The sequence below is a fragment of the Collinsella sp. LCP19S3_B7 genome, assembly GCF_052121795.1.
GTDB lineage: Bacteria > Actinomycetota > Coriobacteriia > Coriobacteriales > Coriobacteriaceae > Collinsella.
This window is the reverse complement of the sequence record NZ_JBQKDO010000020.1, coordinates 1-24315: the sequence shown is the minus strand read 5'-3', so window position 1 is coordinate 24315 and position 24315 is coordinate 1. Positions and strand designations below refer to the sequence as shown.

20 protein-coding genes are annotated in these 24315 nt (G+C 59.1%); 14 read left to right on the top strand and 6 right to left on the bottom strand.

The window, feature by feature from the left end:
• Positions 1-217: 217 nt before the first annotated feature.
• The 3 genes from ACTQW0_RS07795 to ACTQW0_RS07785 all read left to right on the top strand — a co-directional run bounded on the left by ACTQW0_RS07795 (position 218) and on the right by ACTQW0_RS07785 (position 3057).
• Positions 218-1471, top strand: a complete 1254-nt coding sequence (locus ACTQW0_RS07795) for a 4Fe-4S binding protein (protein WP_441567643.1) — start codon at positions 218-220, stop codon at positions 1469-1471.
• A 114-nt stretch (positions 1472-1585) separates the two neighbouring features.
• Positions 1586-2662, top strand: coding sequence for a redox-regulated ATPase YchF (ychF, locus tag ACTQW0_RS07790; RefSeq protein WP_089572784.1), 1077 nt, complete (start codon positions 1586-1588; stop codon positions 2660-2662).
• A gap of 11 nt (positions 2663-2673) precedes the next feature.
• Complete coding sequence (locus tag ACTQW0_RS07785; protein WP_154517947.1) at positions 2674-3057, top strand: DUF1648 domain-containing protein; 384 nt, start codon at positions 2674-2676, stop codon at positions 3055-3057.
• Positions 3058-3066: 9 nt separating this feature from the next.
• Here the strand turns inward: ACTQW0_RS07785 and ACTQW0_RS07780 are convergent, their stop codons facing one another.
• On the bottom strand, positions 3067-3456 hold the full coding sequence (locus ACTQW0_RS07780; RefSeq protein ID WP_441567641.1) for a hypothetical protein: 390 nt from the start codon (positions 3454-3456) through the stop codon (positions 3067-3069).
• A gap of 76 nt (positions 3457-3532) precedes the next feature.
• Here ACTQW0_RS07780 and ACTQW0_RS07775 point away from each other — a divergent pair, with 76 nt between their 5' ends.
• The gene (locus ACTQW0_RS07775; RefSeq protein WP_427719445.1) at positions 3533-3751 is read left to right on the top strand and encodes a helix-turn-helix domain-containing protein; all 219 of its coding nucleotides are present in this window, start codon (positions 3533-3535) and stop codon (positions 3749-3751) included.
• Between the two features lie 316 nt (positions 3752-4067).
• Here ACTQW0_RS07775 and ACTQW0_RS07770 read toward each other — a convergent pair whose 3' ends face one another.
• Positions 4068-5081 (bottom strand): asparaginase, encoded by a 1014-nt coding sequence (locus ACTQW0_RS07770; protein WP_427795021.1) that lies wholly within the window; start codon positions 5079-5081, stop codon positions 4068-4070.
• A 268-nt stretch (positions 5082-5349) separates the two neighbouring features.
• On the opposite strand from ACTQW0_RS07770, the gene guaA reads away from it, so the two are divergent.
• Positions 5350-6948, top strand: a complete 1599-nt coding sequence (gene guaA / locus ACTQW0_RS07765; protein ID WP_427719448.1) for a glutamine-hydrolyzing GMP synthase — start codon at positions 5350-5352, stop codon at positions 6946-6948.
• A gap of 129 nt (positions 6949-7077) precedes the next feature.
• On the opposite strand, the gene ACTQW0_RS07760 is transcribed toward guaA, so the two are convergent.
• Positions 7078-8292 (bottom strand): InlB B-repeat-containing protein, encoded by a 1215-nt coding sequence (locus tag ACTQW0_RS07760; RefSeq protein WP_441567639.1) that lies wholly within the window; start codon positions 8290-8292, stop codon positions 7078-7080.
• A 337-nt stretch (positions 8293-8629) separates the two neighbouring features.
• Between ACTQW0_RS07760 and ACTQW0_RS07755 the strand changes: the two genes are divergently transcribed.
• The 3 genes from ACTQW0_RS07755 to ACTQW0_RS07745 all read left to right on the top strand — a co-directional run bounded on the left by ACTQW0_RS07755 (position 8630) and on the right by ACTQW0_RS07745 (position 11129).
• Positions 8630-9952, top strand: coding sequence for an LPXTG cell wall anchor domain-containing protein (locus ACTQW0_RS07755; protein WP_441567637.1), 1323 nt, complete (start codon positions 8630-8632; stop codon positions 9950-9952).
• Positions 9953-10038: 86 nt separating this feature from the next.
• Positions 10039-10290: a hypothetical protein gene (locus ACTQW0_RS07750; RefSeq protein ID WP_427883372.1), complete on the top strand. Its 252-nt coding sequence runs from the start codon at positions 10039-10041 to the stop codon at positions 10288-10290.
• A gap of 38 nt (positions 10291-10328) precedes the next feature.
• Positions 10329-11129, top strand: a complete 801-nt coding sequence (locus ACTQW0_RS07745; RefSeq protein ID WP_123220203.1) for an SDR family NAD(P)-dependent oxidoreductase — start codon at positions 10329-10331, stop codon at positions 11127-11129.
• A gap of 799 nt (positions 11130-11928) precedes the next feature.
• On the opposite strand, the gene ACTQW0_RS07740 is transcribed toward ACTQW0_RS07745, so the two are convergent.
• A complete protein-coding gene (locus ACTQW0_RS07740) occupies positions 11929-12219 on the bottom strand; it encodes a helix-turn-helix domain-containing protein (RefSeq protein ID WP_441567634.1) in 291 nt (96 codons plus the stop codon).
• A gap of 106 nt (positions 12220-12325) precedes the next feature.
• The gene (locus ACTQW0_RS07735; RefSeq protein ID WP_441567632.1) at positions 12326-14131 is read right to left on the bottom strand and encodes an amidohydrolase; all 1806 of its coding nucleotides are present in this window, start codon (positions 14129-14131) and stop codon (positions 12326-12328) included.
• Between the two features lie 241 nt (positions 14132-14372).
• Here ACTQW0_RS07735 and ACTQW0_RS07730 point away from each other — a divergent pair, with 241 nt between their 5' ends.
• The 4 genes from ACTQW0_RS07730 to ACTQW0_RS07715 all read left to right on the top strand — a co-directional run bounded on the left by ACTQW0_RS07730 (position 14373) and on the right by ACTQW0_RS07715 (position 19945).
• Entirely contained in the window at positions 14373-15284 is a 912-nt protein-coding gene (locus tag ACTQW0_RS07730) for a response regulator transcription factor (RefSeq protein WP_441567630.1), read from the top strand.
• A 381-nt stretch (positions 15285-15665) separates the two neighbouring features.
• A complete protein-coding gene (gene ptcA, locus ACTQW0_RS07725; protein WP_441567628.1) occupies positions 15666-16736 on the top strand; it encodes a putrescine carbamoyltransferase in 1071 nt (356 codons plus the stop codon).
• A gap of 266 nt (positions 16737-17002) precedes the next feature.
• Positions 17003-18433 carry an APC family permease gene (locus tag ACTQW0_RS07720; RefSeq protein ID WP_441567626.1) on the top strand — a complete coding sequence of 477 codons (1431 nt, stop codon included), beginning with the start codon at positions 17003-17005 and terminating at the stop codon, positions 18431-18433.
• A gap of 306 nt (positions 18434-18739) precedes the next feature.
• Entirely contained in the window at positions 18740-19945 is a 1206-nt protein-coding gene (locus tag ACTQW0_RS07715; protein WP_441567624.1) for an agmatine deiminase family protein, read from the top strand.
• Between the two features lie 1183 nt (positions 19946-21128).
• Here the strand turns inward: ACTQW0_RS07715 and ACTQW0_RS07710 are convergent.
• Positions 21129-21971 carry an IS30 family transposase gene (locus ACTQW0_RS07710; protein WP_441567622.1) on the bottom strand — a complete coding sequence of 281 codons (843 nt, stop codon included), beginning with the start codon at positions 21969-21971 and terminating at the stop codon, positions 21129-21131.
• Between the two features lie 126 nt (positions 21972-22097).
• On the opposite strand from ACTQW0_RS07710, the gene ACTQW0_RS07705 reads away from it, so the two are divergent.
• Both ACTQW0_RS07705 and istB read left to right on the top strand, forming a co-directional pair.
• The gene (locus ACTQW0_RS07705) at positions 22098-23324 is read left to right on the top strand and encodes a Mu transposase domain-containing protein (RefSeq protein ID WP_441559974.1); all 1227 of its coding nucleotides are present in this window, start codon (positions 22098-22100) and stop codon (positions 23322-23324) included.
• Positions 23315-24109, top strand: a complete 795-nt coding sequence (gene istB, locus ACTQW0_RS07700) for an IS21-like element helper ATPase IstB (protein ID WP_441559973.1) — start codon at positions 23315-23317, stop codon at positions 24107-24109. The genes ACTQW0_RS07705 and istB overlap by 10 nt, the downstream gene beginning before the upstream one ends.
• Positions 24110-24315 lie beyond the last annotated feature (206 nt).

Below are 24315 nucleotides of genomic sequence, written 5' to 3'. Positions count from 1 at the left end.
TCCGATCTCCCGGGGCCGGCCGATCCGGCCCTCAGGGTATCGGGTTCCCACATTCATCCGTACATGTGCGGATGAATGTGGGAGGTGTTCGGATAAAGTTGATAATCAAGGTAGGCTATTTGTCTCAATGATGCGCCGCATGTAATTTGCCCGAGGCGTGGGCCGATAGCGTATCATTATCTCTTGCTTGTTTGCACTGCTCAGGGAGGGGCCGCGCATGGCGCAGGAACACGATCTGTTTGATGACATTATCGAGATCAGCAAGGGTTTCGACTTTCTTAAAAACCCACTTGGCGGCGTGACCGATGCGCTCGATCCGTCGGCGCCGCAGTGGAATCCTGCCGACTATAAGGAGCGTCCGCGCGGCAACACCATTCCGTGCCTGACCTGCAAAAACGAAAAGAGTGGCTGCTCCGCGTGCATGGATGTGTGCCCGGTCAACGCCATCGAGGTCGAAGAAGACGCCATCGAGATTCTCGACTCCTGCCGCAAGTGCGGCCTGTGTGCCGCTGCCTGCCCGACCGAGGCGATCATCTCGCCGCGCCTGGCGCCCAAAAACCTGTATGACGACATTGTCTCGGCGGCAACGAGCCACGAGACCGCCTACGTCACCTGCACACGCGCCCTCAAGCGCATGCCGCGCGAGAACGAGGTCGTCGTTGCCTGCGTGGGCGATATTACGGCCGAGACCTGGTTCTCGGTACTGGCGGACTATCCCAATGTGAGTGTGTACCTGCCCCTGGGCGTGTGCGATAAATGCCGCAACACCGGCGGCGAGGATATCCTGGGCGAGGCGATTGCGAAGGCTGAGGAGTGGTCTGGCACGGGTATGGGCCTGGAGGTCGACCCCAAGAGCCTCAAGTGCTATAAGCTCCGCGAGTACGAGCGCAAGGAGTACATGGAAAAGATTGCCCGCACGACGGGTCTGACGGTGACCAAGCTCAACCCGGCGACGGCGGCGCTGGCCTCGGTGACGCAGAAGTTGAAGGCCCATCGCCATCAGATTACCCAGCTGGAGCGCACGCTCAACACCATGTGCGGCACCACGACGGCAAAGCGTCGCCGTTCGCTCACGCATGGGCGGCAGCTGGTGCTTTCGACACTGCAGAACCATCCCGAGCTTGCCCAGAACATGCAGGTGAGCACGCCGGAGTGCGATTTTGACAAGTGCACGTCTTGCGGCGAGTGCGTCAATGTATGCCCCACGTTCGCCTGCGATTTGGTGGGAAGCGGCCGCTTTGCGTTGGAGTCCACATATTGCTTGGGCTGCGGCGCCTGTGTCAAGGTTTGTCCCGAACATGCGCTCAAGCTGGTCGAACACGATGCGTCCAACTTGGTTGTCGTCGACCCCGAAGCCGAGGAAAAGGCCGCTCAGAAGGCCAAAGCCCACGAAGAGGCCCAAAAGGTAAAAGCCGAGGCGAAGGCCAAGCTCGACAAGATGCTCGACCAGGTGGAGAAGCTCGCGGACTAGCCAGCTACCCCAATCTCTGCTTCATTTGCGCCGCCGCGGTGTCCGGATTCGCCCGGATGCTGTGGCGGCGCTATACTTATGCAGTTTGAAGTACCTGTACCAAAAGGAGCTGTCGTGTCCCTTTCCATCGGTATCGTGGGCCTGCCCAACGTGGGCAAGTCGACGCTGTTCACCGCGCTTACCAAAAAGACCGGCCTTGCCGCCAACTACCCGTTCGCCACGATCGACCCCAACGTGGGTATCGTCGATGTGCCCGATAGCCGCCTGCAAAAGCTCGCCGACATTGTCAACCCTGGCCGCATTGTGCCGGCTACGGTCGAGTTTGTCGACATCGCGGGCCTGGTGAAGGGTGCCAACGAGGGCGAGGGCCTGGGCAACCAGTTCTTGGCAAACATTCGCGAGACCGACGCTATCTGCGAGGTCGTGCGCTACTTTAAGGATCCCAACGTCATGCGTGAGGTGGGTCGCACGGGCGAGTTCGTCGATCCCGCCGGCGATGCCGACACCATCATGACCGAGCTTATCCTGGCCGACATGGGCACGCTCGAGAAGCAGCTGCCTAAGCTCGAGAAGGAGGCTAAGCGCGACAAGGAGCTCATGCCCAAGTTCGAGGTCGCCAAGCGCCTGCTCGCCTGGCTCAACGAGGGCAAGCGCGCCGCGTCCATGGAGATGACCGACGAGGAGCGCGCCGCTGCCAAGGGCCTGTTCCTACTCACCATGAAGCCCATCTTGTATGTGGCCAACGTGGACGAGGACATGCTCAACGAGGACCTGGCGCCCATCGATGGCGTCAAGCCACTGCCGATCTGCGCCAAGATCGAGGCCGAGCTTTCCGAGCTCGATCCCGAGGATGCGGCCGACTACCTGGAGAGCCTGGGCCTGGAGCAGCCCGGCCTGGACGTGCTCGCGCAGGCAGCCTACAAGCTGCTCGGTCTGCAGTCGTTCTTTACGGCTGGCGAGATGGAGGTCAAGGCCTGGACGGTGCGTCAGGGCGCGACCGCCCCGCAGGCCGCCGGTGTCATTCATACCGACTTTGAGCGCGGCTTTATTAAGGCCGAGGTCATTGGCTATGACGACTACATCGAGCTCGGTGGCGAGCAAGGCGCCAAGGCTGCAGGCAAGCTGCGCATCGAGGGCAAAGAGTATGTCATGGCCGATGGCGACGTCGTGCACTTCCGCTTTAACGTGTAAGGACGGCGAGCATGTTTAAATATGGAAAAAAAGCTGGCTACATGGGCATCGCGCTGCTGGTGCTTGCAGTGCTTCCGCTGGTGGTCGCAGCGTTTGTAATCCCCAATATTGGTCCCGAGGTGGCAACAAAGTTTAATGCTGCCGGTGAGGTGACGCGCTGGGGCAAGAGCTATGAGCTGCTGGCGCTGCCGGTACTCAACCTGCTGCTGAGCGTGGCGACGTACTTTACGGCGGGACGCCAGGCAAAGAACAATGAGGACTCCGCCGCCATGGCGCGCATCGTGTGCGAGCGCTACCTGCGAAACGGCTGCATCACGGGCGCATTCCTCAACGTAATTAACGTCTACTTTATGTATTCGGCGATTACCGGCACAGGCTTTGGCCTAGGCTTTTAGCTTGCGCCTTTAGGCAACGAGCCTGCAAGCATATTCGATGGCTGCTGCGAGGCCGCCGCTCGATCGTGGTTGAAAGACCACATCGGCGGCGGCCTCGTTTTCGTATCCGGCACCGCGAAGGCAGAGCGCGATACCGGCTTCCAAGAGAATGGGCAGGCCACACTGGCTGGTTGCGATTACGGCAGCCTGATTGAGTGAGCAGCCGTGAGCTTGGCATTGGATGGCAAGTTCACCTTGCGCCGGGCAAGGGACCAAAACGGCGGCGACGCGACTTGATAGCAATGCAAATGCTGTGCGCTCATCGGGCGAAAGGCATTCTGCTTCAACGACGACAAGCTTGGGCGGTGCGCTGTTTGTGCGAAGCGTGGCTCGGTACATGCGGACCGAAGAACCCGACATAGAAAACTCCTGTATATTGGGCAAAACGTAAACTATAGTTTACGTTTTTGTTTTGCTCCATTTCAAACTCGTCTGCATGAACGAACATGCGAAACAGATTCTTGGCGAGCGAGTCGAGCGGACGCGCAAGGCCCTTGGTATCTCCAAGGTCGATTTTTGCGTGGCGGTTGGAATCAGCCGACCTTATCTCGATCAAATCGAAAGCGGAACGGCAAACAGCACGCTCGAGATTTTATTTAAACTTGCGCCCGCGCTTGGCATGACGGTGTCAGAGCTTCTCGAGGGCATTGAGTAGGCGTTTTTGCCAGATTTGTCGTTTGCTGAACGGGTCCCCCGACGGCGGCGTGCAAAAACCCGAGTATTCAGCATCCCTCAATAAATTGACAGCAACCGAAGGCGCAAATACGATGCTTGCTGTTTTGGATTATCCACAAAATTCATTATAATGAGGAATAATAGAAGCGTGGGACGAGCCTATCGAACCGAAAAGCGATTTACAGCTAGCGGTTTTAACGTTTCTGGAAGGGGCGGGTGCTGAAAACTCCGCTTTTTGCACGTTCCGAGAGGTACCACGTGCCCCACAAGGCCCAAAGAGGCGGATTTTGTTTTAGCTACACCATCGGGATGCGGTCATGGTTGACCTGGCTGTAGAACAGGCGCTGAATCTCGGCCGCATCACGTGACTGGCCGAGCGCCCACATGGTCTTGGCCACGAGCGTTTCGGTGGTCATATCGTCGCCGCGTAAAATACCCGGATGGTCGGCGTAGGCACGGCCGACCTCATAAACACCCAGATCGAGGCCCTCTTCGGGGACCTGTGTGGTCATAACGACGGTGCGACCCGAATCGACCCAGCGGAAAATCGCCTCCTGGAATGACTCGCCGGACTCGCCAAACTCGGGAATACCGCCAATGCCAAAGGTCTCCAGAATTACGGCGTCGTAGCTATCGGTCAGGGCGTCCAATATGCCTGGATTCACGCCGGGCGTGAGCTTAAGGACAAACACGCGCGGGTCGATACGGTCGTAGAAACGAACCGGGCTCTCATTCTGGTGGGTGCCGTGGAGCCCGTTGCGCACGATGCGGTCGTTGCGGATGTAGGCAATGGGCGGATAGTTGACGCTGATGAACGCGTTAAAGCTCATGGTGCGCTGCTTGCGGGCGCGCGTGCCGGCGATGGCCACACCGCCAAACACGATTGAGACGTCGTGCGAATGCTCGTCGAGCGCATAGAGCAGGCTCTGGTACAGATTGAGTTTGGCATCGGTAAAGGGGTTGCCCATGGGCTTTTGCGAGCCGGTGAGCACGATGGGCTTGGGGCTGTCCTGAATCAGGTAAGAAAGCGCCGCCGCGGTGTAGCTCATGGTGTCGGTGCCGTGCAGAATCACGAATCCGTCGTGGTCGGCATAGCCCTCGACGATGACGTCGCGGATCCGCATCCAGTCACTCGGACGCATATTGGTGCTGTCGATGTTCATGGGCTGCACGACGTCGAGCTCGCAGAGGCCCGAGATCTCGGGGACGCTCTGGGCGAGTTCCTCACCGGTCAGGGCGGGAGAGAGGCCGTTGCCGTCCTCGGTCGATGCGATGGTGCCGCCCGTGGCGATGAGAAGGATGCGCTTCATGTTGGTGTTCCTATCGTATTTGCCGCCCCAGAGGCGGAGTCGTTCGGCAGTATTGTGGCACAGGGTGTCCAATGTTCAAACGTATTACATCATCTGTAACGTTTGGTAACACTTCAATTGCCGTCAAATAGGGGCCCAGGTCATGCGTTTGCCGTGCGCTGATGGCTGCGAGGGACGAGAAACCCCATATAACGTGTACACTATGAAAGTTATTCTCGTTTATTCGCGCGGGTGGGCATCGGCTCCCCGCCAACAAGAGGGGGAAACCATGGATCAAAAGGCTTCCGCAAAGGTCCTCGTACTCGACTTTGGTGCGCAGTACGGTCAGCTCATTGCCCGTCGCGTCCGCGACCTCAACGTGTATTCCGAGATTGTTCCCTGCGACATCTCGGCCGATGAGATTCGCGAGATGAACGCCTCTGCGCTCATCCTTTCCGGCGGCCCGGCCTCCGTGTATGCCGAGGACGCTCCGTCTATCGATCCTGCCATCTTTGACCTGGGCCTTCCCGTCCTGGGCTTCTGCTACGGCCATCAGATCACGGCCGTGACGCTCGGCGGCAAGGTCGGTCACTCCGAGGTGGGCGAGTACGGCCGCGCCACTATTACGCGCACTGCCGGCGCCAAGCTCTTTAACTCCACGCCCATGCAGCAAACCGTGTGGATGAGCCACCGCGACGCCGTGTCCGAGGTGCCCGAGGGCTTTACCGTTACCGCCAGCACCGACGTGTGCCCGGTTGCCGCCATGGAGTGCCCCGAGCGCAAGATTTTCACCACGCAGTTCCACCCCGAGGTCAAGCACTCCGAGTACGGTCAGCAGCTGCTGAGCAACTTCCTGTTTGAGATCTGCGGTCTGGAGCCCAACTGGAGCATGGACAACCTGGTCGAGACCATGACGGCCGAGTTCCGCGAGAAGGTCGGTAACGACCGCGTGATTTTGGCCCTGTCCGGTGGCGTCGACTCCTCCGTCGTGGCTGCGCTGGGCGCTCGCGCCGTGGGCAAGCAGATGACCTGTGTGTTCATCAACCACGGCCTGCTGCGCAAGGGCGAGCCCGAGCAGGTGGAGGAGGTCTTCACCAAGCAGTTCGATGTCGACTTTATCCACGTTCACGCCGAGGACCGTTATGCCGAGCTTCTGGCCGGCGTGACCGAGCCCGAGGAGAAGCGCCGCATCATCGGTACTCAGTTCTGGAAAGAGTTCTTCGCCGTGGCGCAGCAGCTCGAGACCGATGGCAAGCCGGTCAAGTATCTGGCTCAGGGCACCATCTACCCCGACATCATCGAGTCCGGCGCTCGCAAGACGGGCGGCAAGACGGCCACCATCAAGAGCCATCACAACCTGATCCCGTTCCCCGAGGGCGTACACTTCGACCTCATTGAGCCGCTTGATCACTTCTTTAAGGACGAGGTCCGCGCGCTTGGTCTGGCACTGGGCCTGCCGGGTCATATCGTGTTCCGTCAGCCTTTCCCGGGCCCGGGTCTGGCCATCCGCATCATCGGTGCGGTCGACAAGGAGAAGCTCGAGATCCTCAAAAACGCCGATGCCATCGTGCGCGAGGAGCTGGATGCCTACAACCAGCGCCTGTTTGAGCAGACCGGCGAGCGCAACTCCGAGCACAGCTGCTGGCAGTATTTCGCGGTCCTGCCCGACATCAAGTCCGTTGGCGTTATGGGCGACGAGCGCACCTATCAGCGCCCGATCATCCTGCGTGCCGTCGAATCCAGTGATGCCATGACCGCCGACTGGGCCAAGCTGCCCTACGATGTGCTGGCCCGCATTTCCGGCCGCATCGTTGCCGAGGTCCCCGGCGCCAACCGCGTGTGCTACGACATCACGTCCAAGCCGCCCGCGACCATTGAGTGGGAATAGGAGAAAACTGGGAATAGAATTCCCAATTTTAGTAGGAACAGCGTAATTAGGTACGCGAATGGGAAGGGGAGTCCCGCGGGACTCCCCTCTGTTTAGATCGAGAATTAGAACGGTAACGTCACGTATGCTTTATGCGTGCTTGCGTTTGCGATACGCGGCTAACGCGATGCCGACTGCTATCAGGGCCGCTGCACTGAAGCAGAGGGATGCCAGGAGTGCCATCTGGTTGTCACCGGTCCGGGGGATTGTTGAGTTGGTGGGAGCGGAGTCGGCATTCTTCTTCCACTGGGCGTACAGGGTGGTGTCCTGGTCTGCGTTCTTCTTGGCGTCGAAGGCCTGCTTGCCTTCCTTGTCGTAGGTCCAGCCCTTGAAGGTATAGCCTTCGGCGGTGGGGTCATCGATAAGGGTGATGGGCTTGCCCTTCTCGGTCTGCTTGGTCACACTGTCGCCGTGGCCGTTCATGTCGAAGGTGACATCGACCATTTCGATGATGGGAGTGGAGGGAGCTTCCCAGACAGCCGTGAAGGTGATGTTTTCTTTAGCGGTGTATTCGCCGATAAAGGGATCGGTGCCTTCGGAGCCCTTCATGATCCAGCCAACGAATGTGTAGTCGCCGTCAGTGCCTAGATTGGGGAGTTCGACGATCTCACCCTTGTTCACGGTTTTGGCCTCAGGTGCGGTCCCGAATTCGGATTCGAAGGAAACGGTGACCTTTTCCTTTTCGGTCCATTTGGCGTAGACGGTCATGCTTGTAGCGGCGGTGCCGTTGAACGAGGTGGTGAGGCTCTCATCGGTGAACCAGCCGCCGAAGTCATAATTCGGGTCTGTGGGCTGGGGCAGGGTGACGGACGTCCCCTTCTTGACCTTAATGGGGTCGATCTGGGTTCCGTGGCTGTTCATATTGAAGGTCACGGTGACGGTTTCGTAAAGCTCTGCTTTAGTGAATCGGGTAGTGGGTTTCGAGCCTTCAATGGAAGATGCTGATTGATTGGTAGGAAGAATATCTTCACCAAAATAGGCGGTTAATACTGATCCATCTTCCGTTGTCAACTCGAGGACAGATGGGGGAATTGGACCTCCGTCGTTATTCGTGATATGGGCCTCCAGGTGATCGTTCCGGCTATCTATTTTTATTTCAAGCGAAAGGTTCTTTTCATTTGCTTCAACGACGCCATATCCCGGCGCTTTGACTTCATTCCAAGTGGCAATGGGGGTTTTGCCTTCAGCCCAGGCGTAATTCTGGGTGCCGGAGAAGGTGAAAGCGCAAACGCCGACGATGGCTGCGAGCGTGAGGAAGAAAACCGTCCGGCGTCTGGCCAAGGTCTCTTTAACCTGTATCTTCATCGTATCCTCCAATTCAAGCGTGCGTTCCCTATTGCAACATTGCATGTCATGTTAACAGAGAATTATTTTCGGGCATGTCCCTTGTTCGGCTCGGGCTTGCTCTGGACGGGGATGCTTCGCGGTCTTGATGGGGAGGGTGCCTAATTCGAAGGAGGCAGAATCTGGTTTGATGGTGCAGAAAAGTAACAAATATGATTTATTAGAGGGGTAATTACATTCAACCGACGCATAGCCAACAAAGATTCGGTTATTCTTTACCAAATCGAAAAAACGCAGCAACACACTGTACGTCGTGTTGCGTTTTACGTTGGTTCAATTCGATGCGATTGGAGCAGACATGAGCTTCATGGATTCCAAATTCTCCAAATGGGGAGAGGTCGCAACTGCAGTTCTCTCCCAATCGCTTGCGAAAAGATTTGCGAGGGTGATGCTGGCGGCAGTGCTGGCAGCATCTTTTCTGCCCGTCGCAGCTTTCGCTGATGCCCCTGCAATCAGTGGCCCAAATCAGATTAAGTACTACATGACTGCGCAATATACCAATGGAACATCAAGGTCTGAATATAATTGGACTTGGTCCTCTGAGGACGGTGGAGCTATCGAAATCTCGAGTATTGACAAATCGCCTAATGGGCAGACCGTTTCTGTAACGGGAACTGAACTCGGCCACGTGACTTTGATGGTTTCGGGGGGTGATGCGGATGAGGAACGCTTCGAAATCGAGATTACAAAGCGTGACGTAAGGTTGTCTTCCTCGAGCGACTACAAGATCTATGGCGGCACCCCTCTTACTATCGGAGGAATTAGTGTCGATGGGGACGGTTGGGCTCCTCTTGACGAAGACGGAGTTCGATTCAATATTACCGGGTCTCAGACGAATGCTGGCGAATCGGAAAATACGTTTGACGTAGTGTTACCTTTAGGTAGTGAGGAATACTTCGAGAAACACTACAATATTTCCATACGTTATGGTGTCTTGAGGGTCGAAAAGCGTCCGGTCACCCTGACCTCCGCGAGTGGTTCCAAGGAGTACGACGGCAAGCCCTTGACCAATCACGAGGTCACCGTTGGGGAGGCTGCCTGGGGCACTGGTTGGGTCGATGGCCAAGGTGCCACCTATTCTTTCACCGGCTCGCAGAAGATCGTCGGCTCCTCCGAGAATGCGTTCGAATGCATCCCCAACGAGGGAACCAATCTGGACAACTATCAGATCAACAAGACGTACGGGACCCTGACCGTTACCGACCGTAGCGAGAAGTACCATATCACCCTCACTCCCAATTCCAAGTCCGTGACCTACGACGGCACCGAGAAGTCCGCATCCGGTTTCGAGACCCTGGAGTTCCAGATCAATGGTCAGACCTTCTACGTTTCCGGCGTTGAGGCTTCTGCAACGGGCACCGATGCAGGCGAGTACCCTGTCAAGGTTTCCGGCCAAGCCGTCGTCATCGATTCCGACGGCAACGATGTGACCGACCAGTTCACCGTGAACATCGACGATGCCAAGCTGACCATCGTCGGGGGCGACTCCGATAAGTCTGCATCCAATCTCCCTCACACCGGCGATAGTGCCGCCCTCTATGCAATGGGCATCTGCGGCGTTGCGATCGCTGCCGGTGCTGGGGCGCTCTTCACGTTCAGAAAGCGCAACAACTATAAATAAGCACGGATACCATTGGTGCAGCTCCATTGAAATGAAGCGCTAAGATAATCAGAAAAGGCACCTTCCCGTCTGGGAAGGTGCCAACTTTGTGCGCCGAGCATGGCATGTCAGAGAGCAAGCGTTTTGTTGAGGGAGTAAATTGTTTGCCAGCAGCCTCTGACCATGCTAAATCTGTCTACTATTCAAACAGAAAAACGAGCAGCTCAACATATTTTCCTGCAGAAAAGAATACGGCAGTGCACGCAACGCGGCCGGCCCCTTCCCTTCCTGCCGAAATCCCCACGCCTGCCATCCGCTTTTTCTATGCAAATATTCACAAAAACGCGAAAAAGGAATAAAAATACCTTATCGATTATTTGACGAGAAAGGGAACACAATGGGTAGACTCGAAGGCAAAGTTGCTATCGTAACGGGCTCCACCAGCGGTATTGGCATCGGTATCGCAAAGGTATACGCAGCCGAGGGCGCAACGGTTGTTATTAGTGGTCGTCGTGCCGAAAAAGGCCAAGTTGTAGTTGATCAAATTGTTGAAGCAGGCGGCAAGGCAAGCTTCCACTATTTCGACATTACCGAACCAGCAAGCATCGAAGCGCTTATTGCAGACACTGTAGAGCAATACGGCAAGCTCGATATTTTGGTAAACAATGCAGCAAACGTTGCCCTCAAGGACGGTCGTGTTGACGAGCTCACCCTTGAAATGTGGGACGCTATTTTGGAAAGCGACCTGCGCGGCACCTTCTATGCAACGAAGTGCGCTATCCCCTACATGAAAGAAATTGGTGGCGGCGCAATCGTCAACATTGGCTCTATGGCATCATGTGCAGGCGACTTAGGTTCTACCGCTTATGCATGCGCCAAGGCGGGCGTAGACATCTTCACGCAATACGTTGCCTTGCAATACGGCAAAGACAACATCCGCTGCAATTGCATCCGTCCAGGCTTGATTGTTACGCCAGAAAACGAGGCGAAGGTTCCTCAGATGCTCAAAGATATCTTCTTGGGTAGCATCATGGTTAACCGCTACGGTTGCCCAGAAGACATTGCTCATGCAGCCGTATATTTTGGCTCCGATGAAAGCACCTACACCACAGGACAGATCATCAACGTTGACGGCGGCATGAATTCGCACGCTCCAACCGTTGCTCAGTTCCGCCAGATGAATTCCCGCACGTGGTAATTCGTACAGGCGAATAGACCAGTACGAAAGCGCGAACGCGAGAATGCGGAAAGCGTGAACGCATGAACGCATGAACGTGCTAGAGTGTGAAAGCGCGAAGGTGCGCATGACTGAATGCGCGAAAGCACACCACGCACGCAAAAGATTTCTTGCAGATAAAATCTACATGGCCACCCTTTGCGGGTGGCCATGTTTTTTGTGCAGGCAATCTGTTGGCTAAGGCTTATAGGACAAAATGTGTGTCCACGTTGGGGGCATCGGCGCAGGTCGATGCCCCTTTTTCATCCGTATAAATTCCGTGCCCGTTTTTAACCGCTCGGATAGAATGTGTGTCCGGTTGCCTATCGTTCCCGCAGGCAGATAACCTTTTCCGGAACCGTTAAAAACCCTTTCGGAAGAGGTGCCCATGAAGACCGTCTATTGTCCCTACTGCGGCGGGCGGGCCTTCAGGAGCAGGACGGCCGAGCTCCGGGAGGTCTGGCCCACGCTCGCCCCCGACGGCGGGTTCTCCAGGGCCGTGCGCGAGACCTGGCCGCAAACCATGGTCCAGCGCTGCCTTTGGCATGATTTCTCCTAGGTGAACAGGCACACGACTAGCAGGCCGAGGCTGAGGGCGGGGATCGAGCTGAGGGGGCTGGCCGTCGACCTTATGCACGTTGAGACCCTGAGGGAGGCCGGGCAGCGGCAGGCGCCTTCTCGGCAGATACATCGATTGAAAGGCCCGATTCATTCTCGACAGGCACGATGCCGAACTCGTCCTCCAGCTGCAGAAGGAGGCCCAGGAGGTCTCGGGCGTTCTCTACCCTGAAGTCCAACAGGCAAGCGGAGAGATGTCGAGAGCTTCGGCGATGGCTTGCACCTGAGGCTGCTTGAGAGTCCTGAAATCCGTCTCATAGTGACGGATCGCGCCCTCGGAGACGCCGATTTTCTCGCCCAGCTCTCCCTGATAGAGCCCGCGAAGCTTACGGTAGTACCTGATTTTCTCGCCGGTAGTAAAGTGCGCTAAAACAAATTGGAGAGCGAGAAGCCCTTTCGGGATACTGCGTTTTTGCGTATTGCCGCAGTGCCGGTAAGGACTGCGAAGTCGCATAGATTGGCCCCCGCGGCTCTGCGGGACTAATGACCGCAGAGCCGCGGGGGCTTGTGTTCGAGGGTTTGTGAGCCGTTCTGTATTGCTGGCACCTTCTGGCGTGGTTCTATCCCTTGTAGACGATTCGGCCGTCGGAGATGGTGTAGATCACGCGCGTGTCGGAGATGGCCTTGGCATCGGCTTCGAGAATGTTGGTGTCCAGCACGACGAGATCGGCGAACTTGCCTACTTCAACGGTGCCGATAATATCGTCCATGAAGTTCTGGTAGGCGTCGTTCTTGGTGTAGGCCTCGAGCAGCTGGTAGGCAGTGAGCCCCTGTTCGGGCCAGCGGGTCATGTCGGTGTCCTCTTCCTCGGGATAGGGCGAGTTGCGGGTAACGCCAACCTCGATCGCATCGAGCGGGGCAAATGGAATGACGGGGGCGTCTGAGGAGCCGCTGATGCAGATGCCTGCCTCGGCCAAGTGCTTTGTTGGGTACAACGCCATGGCGCGCTCGTCGCCGATATAGGCGCGCTCCAGGTCCATGAGATCATCGTGGTACATCATCAGGAATTGGAGATTCGCCACTACATCCAAATCGGCCATGCGCTGGATATCCTCATCGGTAATGGCGCATACGTGGGTGATCGTGTGCCGCGCGTCGCGCTTCCCATTGGTCGCCCGAGCCTCCTCGAAGGCATCAAGGGTGCCGTGAACGGCGCCGTCGCCCATGGCGTGCACGTGCACCTGAACGCCTTCTGCATCAAAGTCGTGTACAAGACGGGTAAAGTCTTCCTGAGACCAGATGGGTTCGCCGCACCAATTATCGCCGAGTCCCGTTGATTCCTGGTAGGGTTCCAGGAAGACGGCGGTGCCTCTTTCGGTCACTCCGTCGTAGAAAATCTTCACGGTATTCGAAGAAATCATGTCTGTGGCGGAGTCGTTGTAGGACTTGATGGCGGAAAGCACCTCGTCATAGGTGCGGCCTTCTTTCATAGTGGGGACGACGTTCATGCGCAGGGTCAAATTGCCCTCGTCCTCCAACTCGTGATACATGTCGATAACATCAAGACCGCCTTGGGTGATATTTGTAATGCCGGTTATGCCATAGGAGTTTGCTTCCTTCATGAATTTGCGCATGGCCTTTTTCAGATTATCGTTGGTCATGGTGTTGGGCATGATGGCGAACACAATTCCCTTGGCGGCATCGGAGACGCACCCCGAAGGCTCTCCCTTCTCATTGCGATAGAACAGGCCGCCTTCTGGGTCGGGGGTGTCGGCAGTTACGCCAGCCATTTCGAGGGCCTTGGAATTGACCCAAGCGGCGTGGTAGGAGACGTCGTGGATGAGAATGGGCTTATCGGGGCAGATGGCATCTAGATCTTCTTTCGAGGGCCCGGGATTCGAGCCGTCGGGAAGCTGGTAGGCATTGAGCATGAAAGGCGCTCCGATGTAGCCCTCCTCGTCGGGATGGGCCTCCACGAAGGCGCGGATTGCCTTGAGGTATTCCTCGTTGGTGGTAAGCCCCGTCAGGTCGATCTGGAAGAGGGCGTTGAACCAGTTGGCGGGGGCGTGGATGTGGCCGTCAATGAAGCCGGGGGAGACGAACTTGCCATCGAGGTCGATGACTTGAGTCTTGTCTCCTACGAAAGCATCGATGCCCGAATCGTCGCCCACGTACACGATCTTGTTGCCCGCGATAGCGACGGCTGATGCAACATCGCTTTCTGACACCATGGTCTGCACATGTCCGTTGCGGAGCACGATATCGGCAATGTTTTGATCGGCGGAACCGGGCGTGGCATTTGATCCCGCCTGCTCCCCGGATGCGCATCCCCAGAGTCCGCCCGAGAACGCGGCAGCCGCTAGGGCGCTCGATCCAATGACGAAACGACGGCGGCTGAGAGGTTGCTTCTGATGGGATGTGCTCATAAGACCCTCCTTAATTTGGTTGCAGCGCTGTCTCTTTTTTGCGCTGCAGTAATTGAACCTTAAGAGTCAGGGGGTTCTTTGTTAAGAAAAACAGAGAGGGATTTGAGATTAATCGGAGGATGATTTTCTATCCCCCTGTCTCTGAACAGCGAAAATGCAGGGAGACAAATCGGACGTTGGGGTAGTTTTAGCTTTGGGTGCTAAATCTTCTATAATGTTGCCGCTTGATGAAGGAGGAGTCGTGTCCCTCGCTTTTCTCTACAATGTGGCAAGTTGCATCGCCTATGCGTTTGTCAGTGCTGCCTATGGGAGTCTGCATTATGTCGAGCGCAGGCGGGGCTATCTCTTCGTCGCGCTCACCTTCCTTGCGTATACGATAGATATTAATACTGTATTCATGTATGAGTTCGTTCCGGAATTCGCGATGCAATTCGAGGGCGCACGAAACGCCTATCCTATGTTCCGTGTTGCATTCAACATGGTGGTAATCCTCTTGTATCGGCTCGTTCTCGGCAGCTTGCTCTCGCGCAGCTTCTCTCTCGTAGAGGGATTTTTTTGGGCAGTTTGCATGATGGTGGCATGGGCAAGTGGTGCTTCGTCAGTCGAATCGGTTGCACTATGGCGCGAGTTTCTCTTTACCAGGTTGTTGGCGATCTGGGTAATAGGGTACGGCATCTTCTGTTTGGTGGCAGAGTTTCGACGCATGAGCCGATGGCGATGGGTTCTCTCGCTCTTACTTGTGCTCATATATGCCTTGGCGGAAGCAGCAACGTATTTGGCCTTTAGACAGGAGGGCGGCGCGCGCTCTGTCTCTCCTCGTAGGGTTCCCGTTGAGATTATGGCGCTTTGCTTCACCGTGGCTGCGTATGTCTTTCTTGCACATCATCGGCGGATACGTAATGTGCGGTTGGCGGAATCCCTTGTGCCCTGGATCGCTCGCGAATACGGGCTGACCAAGCGCGAGGAAGTACTGTTGTCGCTCCTTGAAAAGGGCGCATCGAACAAGGAGATTGCTGAGCAAGAATGCATTTCCGTCAACACGGTGAAAACCCACATATCGAATATTTACGCCAAGCTTGGTGTGAGTGGCCGAGACGAGCTTGCGCAAAAACTTAGAAAGGAACTGAGCGGCCGCAAGAGGGCCGGGCTCTGAGAGGCTGGGGGTCGGTGCGGCTATGCGGCCGCCCCCTACGGGATCAGCCGTCTACGTATTCTTGGGCATCGGGCGCGTCGGTTCCTTAGAACGGAGGCGCAAGGTGTTGACAGCGGCGCACAGGGCGAAGAAACCAGTTCAATATCAATCCGTCTAGGCGTTAGGACTAGTTAGGATTAGTTAGGATTAGCTAGGATTAGCCAGGGTAAGGTGTGCGGTGAGCTAATGTAATCTGAAAATAATCCTGGTTATTTCTTCTCAAAACTACGGGTGCGCCCCATGCTGTGTGGCGCAAGGGAGCGTCTCGCTCATTTCGGGGCGCTTCATGGGAGCGCGGTCCGCAAGGGGCGGTCCGGCCAACGAATTTTGAAGGAGATTTCAATGGTCAAAGATTACATCGACACCAACGACTTCACAAAAGAAGAGCTGCTCGGCATGGTAGATCTGGCCATCGCCATGAAGGGGCTCATCAAGGAGGGCGGCGAGTACCCGCACCTGCTGAAGGACAAGACCCTCGGCATGATCTTCCAGCAGGTGTCCACCCGTACCCGCATCTCCTTCGAGACGGCCATGAGCGACCTCGGCGGTCACGCTCAGTTCTTCGGCCCCGGCTCCATCCAGCTGGGTGGCCATGAGTCCATCGAGGACTCCGGCCGCGTTATGGGAAGACTCGTCGACATCCTCATGGCCCGCGTCGATCGTCATAAGGATGTAGTGAGCTTGGCGAAGTACTCCGCGGCCCCCGTCATCAACGGCATGAGCGAGTACAACCATCCCACCCAGGAGCTCGGCGACCTCATGACCATGATCGAGAACTTGCCCGCCGGTAAGAAGATCGAGGACTGCAAGTTTGCCTGGATCGGCGATGCCACCCAGACCTGCGCGTCGCTCATGTTCATCTGCACGAAGATGGGCATGGACTTCGTGCAGTTCGGACCGAAGGGGCATCAGATTCCCGACGGCTGCCTGCATATTGGCACCGATGAGGAGCGCGCCGAGTTCGGCAAGCATCTCATGGCTATCGGCGAGGAGAACTGCAAGGTCTCCGGCGGCACCATCACCATTTCCGACGACATTTCCTGCATCGAGGGCGCCGACTTCGTGTACACCGATGTGTGGTACGGCCTCTACGACAGTGAAGTCTCCAGCTCCAGCTACATGGATGTGTTCTATCCGAAGTACCAGGTGACCTGGGATATGATGAACGTTGCCGGTCCGAACAGCATGTTCATGCACTGCCTGCCCGCAAACCGTGGCGAGGAAGTCGTCGACGAGGTCATGGACGATCCCGAGCGCTCCCTGTGCTGGGTCGAGGCCGAGAACCGCAAGCACTCCATTCGCGCCATCCTGGCCACTCTGTGCCCCCAGAGCGAGCCCGACGAGCAGAAGGCTGCGGCATACCGCGCCACCATCAATGAGCGCATGGCCGCTTTCGGTAAGCACGGTCTGTAAGACGTACCAGGTCGGGCGAGCTACGGCTCGCCCGCCTTCGCAGGAGATGGGCGACCTCATGGCCATCGGCGAGGAGAACTGCAAAGTCTCCGACGACAACCGAGTGCATCAAGGGCGCCGACTTCATCTACACCGACGTGTGGTATGGCCTGTACGATGCTTTCTGATGGGCGGCAGCAGATGCTTGTCTCCTGCTGCCCATCATCTGCGCCACTGCGCGTAAGCACTGGCGCCCTGTCTGAAAACGACTGAGCAAAGGATTAAATATGAGTGACGGAAAGAAAAAGCTTTCCTTCCTGACGGTCATTTCGACCATCATCTGCGTCGTCTTCGTTTGCGAGGCCGCCGCTCCTGCTGCTGCCATTGGCAACCAGCAGTTCTTCTGGTGGATCTTCCTGATCCTGACCTTCCTGCTCCCTTACGGCATGGTCGTCGCCGAGCTCGGCACCACCTATGACGGCGAGGGCGGCATTTACGACTGGGTACGCGATGGCCTGGGCGACAAGTGGGGCGCCCGCATTTCGTACTATTACTGGGTCAACTACCCGCTGTGGATCGCCTCGCTGGCGACCATGTTCCCCGACATCCTGGGCATGGTCTTTGGCGTCGAGTTCAACCTGATCGCCAAGATGGGCATCGAGCTCGCCTTCGTGTGGATCGTCTACCTCATGGGCCGCTCCAAGGCGGCCGACTCCGAGTGGGTCCTCAACGGTGGCGCCCTGATCAAGGTCGCCGTCGCCGTCATCGTCGGCGCCCTGGGCATCTGGTATGCCATGGAGAACGGTTTCGCGAACGACATGTCCGCCGCCACCTTCCTGCCCGAGCTCACCAACACCAACGCCCTGGGCTACCTGTCCATCATCATCTTCAACTTCACGGGCTTCGAGGTCATCTGCACCTTCGCCAAGGACATGGAGAACCCGACCCACGACATTCCGAAGTCCATCATCCTGGGCGGCCTGACCATTGGCGCCATCTACCTGTTCGCTGGCTTCGGCATCGGCGCCGCCATCCCGGCCGACTCCATCGACCCCGACTACGGCATGATCGTCGCAGTCCAGACCATGGTGGGCGATTCCGTGCTCTTCAAGGTCATCTGCATCGCCTTCCTGATCACCCTGTTCGCCAACATGGCCGCCTGGTCCTTCGGCGTCAACTCCGTCGCCCGCTACGCCGCCGAGCACGGCAACATGCCCAAGGTCTTCGCCTCGATGGTCTCCGAGGACGACATGCCCAACGGCGCCAACCTGGTCAACGCCGTCGTCGCCTCCCTGGTCCTCTGCCTGCAGCTCGTTCCCGTCGACGCCATCTCCGACGGCGTCTTCTGGATGCTCTTCGGCACCTCCGTCGTCTTCCTGCTGCTCACCTACATCCCGATGTTCCCGGCGTTCCTCAACCTCCGCAAGAACGACCCCGACCGCGAGCGCATCTTCACGTTCCCGTTCAAGGGCGCGATGATGAAGGTCATGCTGGCCATCCCCTGCATCGAGCTGATCCTGGCCATCGTCGCGACGCTGGCGCCGTTCTCCGCCGCCGAGGTCGGCGAGAAGGTCCCGATGATCATCATCTTCATCGTGCTCGTGCTCATCGGCGAGGTCGTCCGCGTCGTCAGCGCCAAGGGCCGCGAGACCGAGTACAAGGGCCTCACCCCCGAGCTGGCCGCCCAGCGCCTCGCCGAGGAGGCCGAGGAGAACTAGGGCACCCGGTTCCGGGCACCCCGGCCTCTCCGGGGGCGTGCCCGGGCGACGGGTCCGCCAACCATCCCCCGGGGCGGGTGCGGGCGATAGCTCCGGCAGCCGCCGACCGCCCCGACCCCTCTCCCGTATCCCTCGTGCGTCCCGTCTCCGCGCACCTGGCTACGTCGTCGCCCGCCGGTGCGACCCCGTGAAAACCGGCGCCGGGCGCCCCGACCCCTGCCGGGGGACGGGCGCCCGCCATCTCTTGGTCCTAGGCCGCGGGCAGCCCGCCCGCGGCAGACGATCGTTCGGTTTGGAGGAAATCTTATGCGTACGATCACCGAGTCCGAGTCCACCCCGAGGGCCGACGGCTTCTTCATGCCCGCCGAGTTCGCCCCCCAGGACCGCGTGTGGATAGGCTGGCCCCACCGCACCGACACCTGGGCCCACGGCGCCAAGCCCGCCCAGAAGCAGTATGCCGCCATCGCCCGCGCCATCTCCGAGTTCACCCCGGTCTATATGTGCGCCAACCAGGTCGACTACGCCAACTGCAAGGCCGTCTTCGAGAACGACGAGAACGTCACCGTCGTCGAGATGACCACCGACGACGCCTGGTTCCGCGACACCGGCGCCACCTACGTCATCAACGGCAAGGGCGATAAGCGCGCCAACCACTGGCACTTCAACGGCTACGGCGGCCTCGTCGACGGCCTCTACTTCCCGTGGGACAAGGACGAGCAGATCGCCCTCAAGATGGCCGAGCTCTCCGGCTGCCGCCGCTACCGTCCCGACGACATGATCCTCGAGGGCGGCTCCATCACCGTCGACGGCGAGGGCACCCTCGTCGTCACCGACCAGTGCCTCCTGTCCCCCGGCCGCACCTGCTCCGCGGTGCTCGAGGAGGAGGAGGACCCCGAGTCCCTCTGGCCCAAGTACCGCAAGAAGTTCGAGCCCTGGAGCGAGGAGCTTCGCGGGTACATGACCGAGCACCTCAAGGACTACCTCGGCGTCGAGAAGGTCATCTGGGTCAAGGAGGGCATCGACCCCGAGGAGACCAACGGCCACATCGACGACGTCGCCACCTTCATCGCCCCGGGCGTCATGGTCTGCATCTGGACCGACGACCCCGAGTACCCGTTCTACGAGCAGTGCCACGCCGCCTACGAGACCCTCTCCAACGCGGTTGACGCCAAGGGCCGCAAGCTGAAGGTCTACAAGCTCTGCATGCCCGTGAAGCCGCTGTACATGGACCAGGCCTCCTGCGACACCATCGACGCCGACGAGAACGCCGAGCCGCGCGTCCCCGACGAGCCGCTGATCGCCTCCTACATGAACTACCTCGTGACCAACCACGGCGTCATCGTCCCGCAGTACGGCGACGAGAACGACCAGCTGGCCGTCGACACGCTCCAGGAGATCTACGACGAGGTCTGGGGCGAGGGCGTCTACAAGTGCGTGGGCGTCAAGTCCGACCAGGTCGTCTACGGCGGCGGCAACATCCACTGCATCACGCAGCAGGAGCCGTCCGCCTAATAGCCCGGCTTGCCGGGGCGCGGCACCCTCCCGTCCATTCGCCGCCTGCGCACCGAAGCGCGCGGCGCCCCTCTTTCACGGGAGTCCGCCGCACCCCGGAGGCCCGGCCGGCCGGGCGAACGGGGCCGCCTGGCCGGCCGGCCGGGCTTTCCCCGGGCGCTCCGCTGCCTCCACACCGGAGCGCCCCTCCCCTTCGATTGGATACCCGCCTGGCCTGGGACCTATCGCGGGTTAGGCCAATTGTTCGCTTGGATATCCCAGGTCAGGCGCGTATCCAATTGCCGAAAGTTCCCGGTCGTATACGCGGCCGTCTTGATCGGAGTATCCATGTACCAGCGTATTTAATTACTGCGCTGGAATAGAACGCATGTTTGACAAATTAATTTAGCATCAGACAGCGGGCGCAGTTTCAGTCGAATCCGTGCCCGCTGCTGTATGTGTGAACAGTGCGAATAGGGGATGTAGCCCTGTTCACACCTGGACCCATATCGGCACCGGTCAATGCCCACGATGCTTCTGCTTACGCTTCAACTTCCGCTGCTCGAAGCGCGCCGCTTGGGGCTCGGGTCGCTTCTGTCCATCAGGGATGCATTCACGAAGGTCCTCATCGCCCGCGCGGGAGTTCGAACGCGCGCAAATCGATCCGGACGCAAGCGAAGCCCCAGTCAGCTCCATGACTTATGGGAAAGCCGCCCTTTGCAGGCTTCTTACCCTTGTTGTGGCGGTTGTTGTTACCAGTGCTGTTTGCATTCGCATTGGCAGAGGAGCTGTCGCCGTTGCCCCCCGTATTCGTCAGTACCGGGCTGGGTGGTTGCCTTTCAGTCTGCATGCAAGGTGAGCTCGGGCCCAGCGCCGTCTTTTTATAAGCGCTTTGGCGAAAACGTCTTGCTTATCAGGAGGATTTAAGTCCCAATTAAGAAAGGAGCGGAAAGAGAGCCATATGCAATAGCAATGATGGTTGATTTCCGATCTCAGCCGAACACATTGAGCTGACGGCACGCTCCCGCAGTCAACCGAACGCCCCCGCGGCCCCTCTCGGGCCCCGGGGGCGCCATTTTCCCAGTTGAAGGAATGGTGGAGATGTGTTTCGATGGGTCCGGTGGCCATGCTCCGCCCGCCGCCCGGCACCTCTTCCCAGACTCAGCCGGACGGTCGGTCCGTCTATTCCGTTTTTTCTCCTAGGCTAGGCCAGCGGGGCATCGCCCCTCTCTGCGCGCGCCCTCTCGATGAGCCCCGGCGTCAGGTCGAGGTCGCCGAGCGGCACGTCCCCCACGCCGTAGGCGTCCAGCAGCGCCGCCGCGTCCTCCCCGAGCATCGCCCTGAAGGCGCGCGCGGGCGTCGCGAAGCCGAGCGCGCCGCGGGGCTCGGAGTTCACGTGCGACATGGCCAGCGCCAGGTCGGCCGGGGCGAGCCGGTCGAACCTGATTCCGGCGCCCTTGGGCAGCAGCTTCCTGATCTCGACGTGGTTGCGCTCGCAGGCGCCCTTCTGGTCGCTGCGCCTGGGGTCGCAGTAGAACAGCCTCGTCTCGCCCGGCCCCTCGCCGAGCAGCGCCGCGATCGCCGCCTCGTCGGAGAACTCGGCGCCGTTGTCGGTGAGGACGGCGCGGAACACGCGGCGCGTCCCGTCGGCGCCGAGGATGGCCCGGACGCCCTCCAGGGCGCCCGCGACGCACCCGGCGGTCTTCTCCTCCAGCGGCAGCGCGAGCTGGAGCCTGCTGGGGCGGTGCAGCAGCGTGAGCAGGCAGGCGGAGTCCTCCCGGGCCCCCTCGACGGTGTCCATCTCCCAGGCCGCGGCGCACGCGTCCTCCCCGAGGGCGAGGAACGCGGCATGCGACCTGCGGGCGGAGTGGCGGGTCGCCGCCCGGCCCGCGGCGCGCTTCCTCGGCCTGTAGCCGACCTTGCGCCTGAGCTCCATGTTGGTCATGCCGTCGTAGCCCGCCGAGACCCAGCGGTAGATGGTCGACGGCGACAGGTCCACCGGGCCGCCTGTTAGCGCTAACGTATAAATAACCAAATCAACTGGCATAACCTCACCAATCACACTGGCCTTTTGGCGCCAACCGCGCTGGTGTACTTTCACCAACCTTTGTCAGGAAATATGCTCCTCCTGTTCGTTGATCCAGGAAGGAGCGCAAGGTTGGAAAGGAATGTGATGGGAGAGCTTGACATGTATCGCCAAGCGGGAACTACGCCGAATTTCTCCGACGTGGCAAGACGCTACGGGATGGACCGGCACACGGTTGCCAAGCTTTGGCGCAACGGGTCCGACGTTTCCGACGGGCGATCCGAGAAGCCGAGCGGCTTCGATGAGTACCGGGAGGTCATCGCGCAGAAGGCGGGCCTTCCGGGCGTTACCAAGAAGGCGATCCACGAATACCTCGTTGACAGGTATGGCGAGGAGAAGGTGCCGAAGTACCCGACGTTGACCGAGTACATGCGCAAGCACCAGATAGCTTGCGGCACGCCGCCCGGCGGCCCGGTCCCGCATCCGCGATTCGAGACCCCGATGGGAGTCCAGCTCCAGTTCGACTGGAAGGAGGACATCAGGATGACCGACGTCAACGGCGAGATCTTCGAATTCAACGTGTTCTCCGCCATCCTCGGGGCCTCAAGGCTGAAGAGGTACCGCTACTCTAAGACCAAGACCGCCGACGACGTGCTCGCTTGCCTGCTTGACGTCGCCGTCGCCAACGGCGGATTCACAGAGACCTGCCTTACGGACAACATGTCGTCGCTGGTCTCGTTCAGCAAAGGCGGGCGCAAACGCAGCGAACGCGCCGACAGGTTCGCCAAGGAGGCGGGAACCAGAATCGAGTACTGCGCACGCAGGTCGCCCGAGACCAAGGGCAAGGACGAGTCGGCAAACAGGTTCCTAAGCCGCCTGCGCGCATACGACTTCGACTTCGACGGCGAGGACGAGCTCATCGCGATCATCGCGAACATAGAAAGGCGCGCCAACCTGGAGCCCCACGAGGCGCTCGGCGTGCCGCCTGCCGTCGCCTTCCTCAAAGAGAAGGACTACCTGCGCCCGATCGGCAACCTGCGAGCCCTCCAGGAGATGGTCGGCGACGTGTCGGACCAGGTCGTGCCCAGCACCATGCTCGTCAGATGCAGGGGCCGGGAATGGTCGGTCCCGAGGAGATGCATCGGAAAGAGGGTGAGGCTGCTGGCCATGCCCGGGGGCCAGCTGCGCATAAGCATGGACGGCCAGCTGGTGGCGCTGCACGACATGTCCAAGGCGTCCGGAAGGATCAACTACGACCCGGCCCACTACGAGGAGGCCCTGTCCTCGAAGCGAAGGTATGCCGACGAGGACATCCAGGCGGCGGCCAGGGAGAACCTGCGAATCATAGGAGAGTCGGAAGACGCGTGGAGGTAACGATGGGCTCATTGGGGGAATCGAGCACGTATGTGCGGATGATGAACGGCTTGGAGGCCTTGGGGCTCGATGCGATGGCATCGGCGCTGCCTGGGTACGAGGCGATGGTCTCCGGCGGGGAGATGGACTTCTGCACGGCAATCATGGAGCTTGCGGCCATGGAGGTGGACAGGAAGAACAGCAAGGAGATGGAGCGCCGCGTGAAGTCGGCGGGCTTTCCCTACGTGAAGACCCTGGACGACTTCGACTTCGGATTCCAGCCGAGCGTCCACAAGCCCACGGTGATCGGGCTGTCGTCCCTCGGCTTCCTGGAACGGGCGGAAAACGTGCTGCTCGTGGGAAACCCGGGCGTGGGAAAGACCCACATCGCCATAGCGCTGGGCGTGGAGGCCGTCCGTGCCAGGAAGGAGGTCCGCTTCATAGATTGCGCAAGGCTCGTCGCCGACCTGAAGGACGCGGCGTCAAGGGGCCTGGTGGAGAAGAGGATCAAGTACTACGCCCACTGCACGCTGCTCATCATCGATGAGCTGGGCTACCTTGACATCGACGACGAGGGGGCCGACCTGCTGTTCAGGCTGGTGTCGGCGCGCTACGAGCATCGGTCCACGATAGTGACGACGAACGTGGGAATCGGCGCATGGGCCGACGTATTCGGGGATGCGGTGACCGCCTCCGCCATCGCCGACAGGCTCGTGCACCACTGCACGCTGCTGAAGATAACGGGTCCCTCGTACCGAATGAAGGACCTTCCCAGGGATACGAAAAGGATTGGAGAGGGGGCCTAACTGGTGAAAGTGCACCAGCGCAAATGGTGCGATCCCGCCAGCGCGATTGGTTTTGCCGGCCAGCAAAATTGGTGAAATTTATATTGACGTTAACACCGCCGTTGCGCGCCGCCATCTGCTCGGGCGACAGCCCCCGGCGCAGGCAGTCCCTTATCGCCTCCAGCCTGGCCGCCGCGGCGGGCTCGTCGGCGTCTATCCCGCGCCTG